Origin of the sequence: Herbaspirillum sp. C7C8 (genome assembly GCF_022627875.1) — a bacterium.
Classification (GTDB): domain Bacteria; phylum Pseudomonadota; class Gammaproteobacteria; order Burkholderiales; family Burkholderiaceae_D; genus Herbaspirillum.
Window position 1 is genome coordinate 1 of record NZ_JABXGG010000040.1, and the last position, 4,619, is coordinate 4,619.

General features: G+C 52.3%; 4 protein-coding genes. All 4 read right to left on the reverse strand.

The window, feature by feature from the left end:
• Positions 1 to 567 precede the first annotated feature (567 nt).
• Positions 568 to 1,206 (reverse strand): hypothetical protein, encoded by a 639-nt coding sequence (locus HWE01_RS22490; protein WP_241822941.1) that lies wholly within the window; start codon positions 1,204 to 1,206, stop codon positions 568 to 570.
• Positions 1,203 to 1,724, reverse strand: a complete 522-nt coding sequence (locus HWE01_RS22495; RefSeq protein WP_241822942.1) for a PAAR domain-containing protein — start codon at positions 1,722 to 1,724, stop codon at positions 1,203 to 1,205. Before HWE01_RS22495 ends, HWE01_RS22490 begins: the two co-directional genes overlap by 4 nt.
• An 850-nt stretch (positions 1,725 to 2,574) precedes the next feature.
• Positions 2,575 to 3,096: a hypothetical protein gene (locus HWE01_RS22500; protein WP_241822943.1), complete on the reverse strand. Its 522-nt coding sequence runs from the start codon at positions 3,094 to 3,096 to the stop codon at positions 2,575 to 2,577.
• Positions 3,086 to 4,105, reverse strand: a complete 1,020-nt coding sequence (locus tag HWE01_RS22505; RefSeq protein WP_241822944.1) for a DUF6402 family protein — start codon at positions 4,103 to 4,105, stop codon at positions 3,086 to 3,088. The genes HWE01_RS22500 and HWE01_RS22505 overlap by 11 nt, the downstream gene beginning before the upstream one ends.
• Positions 4,106 to 4,619 lie beyond the last annotated feature (514 nt).

The following is a 4,619-nucleotide window of genomic DNA, read 5'->3' on the forward strand; positions in this document are numbered from 1 at the left end:
GACGCGCACGCGGCGTCGAGCTGCATCGATTCAGAAAAATCGGCCCCCTCGGGCCGATTTTTCCGCTTTGAAACACTGAATCAATCCACTACCCCATCGAAGAAAAATAATCTCCCCTTCTTGGCTGTTTCCAACAGATAGCCATATCTGGCCTTCTGGAAACTGCCACTGCGACCGACACTGTGAACTGATCGCTGACGCACAGATACTGCTTGCCGTTCTCCCGGATCAAGGACCAGTCTGCGAGCGCAACCTGGATCGTCTGTCCTGCTCTGGTCCTTGTCTGCGGCAAGGCGGTCGCTCCCCGCAGTGGGTGGAGTAAGCCGCGATAGACCAGCGCATCGCCTCTTAGAGACCGGGCCACTCCGATCACCAAGCCACGAAACAAAAGATACTCGGCCTGGTAACCGGGTCGGTAATTGTCCTCGAGATAGATTTCACGGGTTTCGATGGAAGTAAGCGACGCTCCGCCAAGGGAAGTGGCTGAGAGGCAGCTTCTGACGGCACCCTCGGAGGGAGCGGCGAGCACTCGCGTCGATAGCACGAACAAAACCAATAAGCAGTGCCTCACTTGTACTCCTTAGCTTTCGTATGCTTCAAATAGGCGGCATCTTGCTTCCAGAAGATGGTTCCGCCATGCGCAGCGGTTGACACATAGATATGGTCATAACGATAAACCTCCTGTTTCTCGATCTTGATTTCACCGTTGATCTTCTTTTTTACCGTCTTGTACTTGATGACCAGCTTTGAAGACTCCTTGATGGAATAAATGTTGTGAGAAGGCTGCCCAAAGCGGATACCATTTTTTACTTTGAAATGCTTCGCATAGTTGCTGCTGATATCTGCGCCGTCCCAAAACCAAGCACCATTGGACTTGTCAGGCCCATCTGCCAAAGCATTTTCGGCTGCTTCAACAGCCGTCTTCATTGCCGAATCTGACAAAATCTGCGTGTCCGTAGAGCGTCGGAAATGTTGATATCGTTTATTGCCGTCATTGACAACGAAACTGAAACTTGCTTCTCCGCGAACAAACGCCTCCATTGATGAATATCCTCTGGCGTCTCTTTGCCTTTTTAATACGCTGGCAAGGGCATATATTTCATCTGCGTTATTTTGGGTGGAAGCCTCCCCATAGGCCATCGCAGCGAGCAATCGGACCTGTGGCTCTATCGGCTTCACGGCCGGCTCTGGGATGTCCTTTGTCATGGCATGTCCTTGGCGGCATGTTCTGACTCGCCAGCCAACCACATGACCATGCCTGATGAATCACCTGCAAAGGAAACACTCCTCCCCCCAAGAAAATGGCACGCCTGGGCAACGATTTTCTCTTGCTGATAAACGTCAAAAAGATAGCCTTCTACCGGGTTTCCCTCGTCGTCTTCCAGGCTATACCAATGTTCAATAACCTCTTCATCATATTTTTCGGTGGCTCGCAAGGGAGCGACAACAGGACTTGCGCTGACACCGATGAGAAAAGCACTCTGGCTGGCCAGCGGCTCCACCCCACAGGCTGTCTTCATACCAGCCACTGCAACTGGGTTTCCCCCACATCTGAAATGTTGGACACCCTGCACAATGGCGTAGCTGCCTTTGCAGCGTGGGCAATACACCATATGTCCAACTAACGCAGCAGGCAGGCCGAGTACCTTAAACGAGACAAGTCCTTCGAGAACCGTACCGCCGTGCGACGTCGAGTCTCCTTTTCGAATGATTGCTGATGACATGCTTTCTCCTCTGAAAACGGAGAAGGTAAGCGGCCACCACTGATCGACCCATCGTTAAATGACGATTTCTCGGCAACATAATCATGGCCAGCTATTGCTGCGCCGTGCTGGCAAAACAAGGAGGTAGATATTCACAATCGTTCAAAAAGCTGAGCAAAAAAAAAGAGGACTGCCGACACTGATCGCAGTCCCCTTGCTCAAACCCGGCCGCCCCCTGGCTTGAACTCGCTTGAGCTGAAATGAAGGGCTGACGATCAACATCGTCAGCCCTTATTTTTTACCTTTTTCTTTTCACATGCTCTGCCGAGGGGCACTGTTCACTTTTGAATCGACGCACGCTTGCAGTGATTCATTGTCGACGCGGATCCGAACCTTCATCCGGAGGTACGGAAATCGTCATGCAACGATAGGTCTTGCGTCGCTACTCCTTTAATTTATCGATTTTCAAAGGAGGGCCGATGTGCTCCGTCATTTGCCTGACAAGCCGGATTCCTTGTGGCGACATCAAAGGAAGGGCAGGTCAATGAGGCAGCTTTCACTCGTGTTGTGGATGGTTTCGTTGACGGCGCTTGCCGCCCCGCCAGAGGATGTCGTCAAAAGCTGTCTCTCCGGCACGGCCCGCAATGGGGTATCGCGAACTGCGATTGAAGGCGGGGCTCTCTATCTTCAGGACGATTACCGGTCTGGTTACCAGGCTGAATATTTCTTGTATGGGGGCATGGAGACCTGGCGGCACGGTACCTTGTACTTTTGATGGTCTGGTGGATTGATCCGCAAGCTGTCAGCTGAGTGCCTCATCCTAATCAGAAAATAGGAAAGAAAAAACTAGCCTGATCGTGAGGCTGAAAATTCACTCAATCATGTTTCTGACAGCGCTGCATTGGGGTGATTGCTTATCCAATGAGCATTCTAGATTGGAATAAGGTGATGTCGATTTCTCGCCCGTACACTCGTGGATGTTCTCCCAAATATGAGCTGGGCCTTCGCCGCCGGGAAAAGCTGCGCTTCTCCCATCGGCACTCCAGAAGAATACGGAGCGCCCCATTCCAACCGCCCCCTGGGAATATGCGGTAATGGGAATGATGGGCCAGGTACTGTCTCTCACGACTTTCTTGGAGCGCAGGTCAACGACGGTGTAAAACGCATCGCCGTCGGAGAGCGTGAACAGGGCGTAAGGATCCAGCCAAGAGCACCTTTCGCCGCCCCGGAATGCGTATTCGATCAGGGCGCACTTGCCCCCCGGATTGACCAGAATGGTCTGCGGTTCGATGGCGGGGCGGATCAGTTGGGGGACTTTGCGTAAAAGGAGGTAGCTCGCCACGAGCACTATGACCATGCCTGCAAACAGTGTTCCGGAACGTTTATGTGGCATGGCTTTGAAGGAGTATTGACTGGATGTCTTTTGACGTCAGCCTGAATCGATAGGGCGTCCTGAGTTTGGTGGTCCTGATATCGCTGAAGACCATCAGGTCGCCTCCTTTGCCAGTCTCCTCCCTGTGCGCTGTGAATTTCTGATTGTTTACGATCAGATAGTCATCCGGACAAGTTCCTCGTGATTCGCCCAGAGCATACAGCCGAACAAAGGGTTGCTTGGTCTTTCTCCAATGCCCGAGATATTGAGCCCCGTTGAAGTCATAGGTGTCCCTTGCGAATACACCGATGTTATTGACCACGACCTCATACCATTTCGCAGGGAGGCGATAGCTCTGTTGTTCCTGAGGGGAGGCAGCGTCGCCAGGAATAACGACGCCCTCGCCGGCAATCTTGAACAGGAAATCTGCGCATGCCACCCAGAGATCGTCGAGATCCGGATCGCTGAAAAAGAGCTCATTCATCGCGGCAGCGCCATATGATTGCACTTTGAAATCTCTTTCGCCGACTTTCTTGATTTGGAATTGCGAAAGTTCATTGATTGCCGGGACGGCGTCTTTAAAGTCACCGAAGACTTCTGGCCGATTTGAGAACTTTCCACTTTTCACCAATTTCTTGACGAGTTCTCTGCGAGCCGGCTCGCTCTCGTACAAGGGAGGGGTAGAGCGAACCCAAGCTTTCTTTCCGAAAATCAGGTCATACTCTTTTTTTGCGCGAGGAAAGGAGAGCAGCCATTCCATCGTGAGCGTGGAGCAGTCAGTCAGACCGGCTGGATAAAGCCGGGCGTCAGTCAAACCACGCTTTTCTTCGTCAGACATCGCGTAGGCGTTCGACGAGAGCCATTTGCGCATCAGTATGGCGCCGCGTTTCCACGCGGCTTTCTCCATGATGTCGGGAAGATCGGTAAGCTTGAAAACATCTGCATAACAAACTTTTCCCTGCTTCATTTCTGTGGGGCTGGTTCGCGATTTGCCAACAAGCTCGAGTTTGCCTGTTTCAATAGTCGTCATTTCCGGACCTCAATTTCACGCTGAGGCCCCAGTTCCAACTTCAGGGCTTGCCGCTTGTCTGCCTGTGCGTATTTTGTTCTTCCTTGATCGTCGGTATATCCCTCGATTATCTGCCCTGTATCAAGCGTTATTCGATAGAACCGTCGACGCGCAGGGTTTCCCGTTTCTTGTTCCAGGACAATGAAATACTCGTCGAATTTTTTCTCGTGAGACGCGTCAGGAGGGTCAATGCCACGCCATCCACCCTCTCCGTCCGGCACAAACGCAGGAAAGATGGTGGATTCGGACGAAATGCCGTCTGTGCCGTTCAGGGTTGAAATGAGTGGGCAACCTTGGCTGCTTCGCATTCCATGGAGAACCCGTGGTCGACCATTCGGCAGTACGTTAGTTGGGAGACCTTCGGCGATGACGCAGCGATCGAATTACGGGTATTCGAAGGCGACGTTACATATGAAAAAACCGGCCCAATCGGACCGGTCCCGTCAGAACGATACAGGCAAGCCGTCAGTGCATG

Coding starts and splice junctions, on each gene's coding strand:
- HWE01_RS22505 (WP_241822944.1), bottom strand. CDS start 4,105: ATGACGACTATTGAAACAGGCAAACTCGAGCTTGTTGGCAAATCGCGA.
- HWE01_RS22500 (WP_241822943.1), bottom strand. CDS start 3,096: ATGCCACATAAACGTTCCGGAACACTGTTTGCAGGCATGGTCATAGTG.
- HWE01_RS22490 (WP_241822941.1), bottom strand. CDS start 1,206: ATGACAAAGGACATCCCAGAGCCGGCCGTGAAGCCGATAGAGCCACAG.
- HWE01_RS22495 (WP_241822942.1), bottom strand. CDS start 1,724: ATGTCATCAGCAATCATTCGAAAAGGAGACTCGACGTCGCACGGCGGT.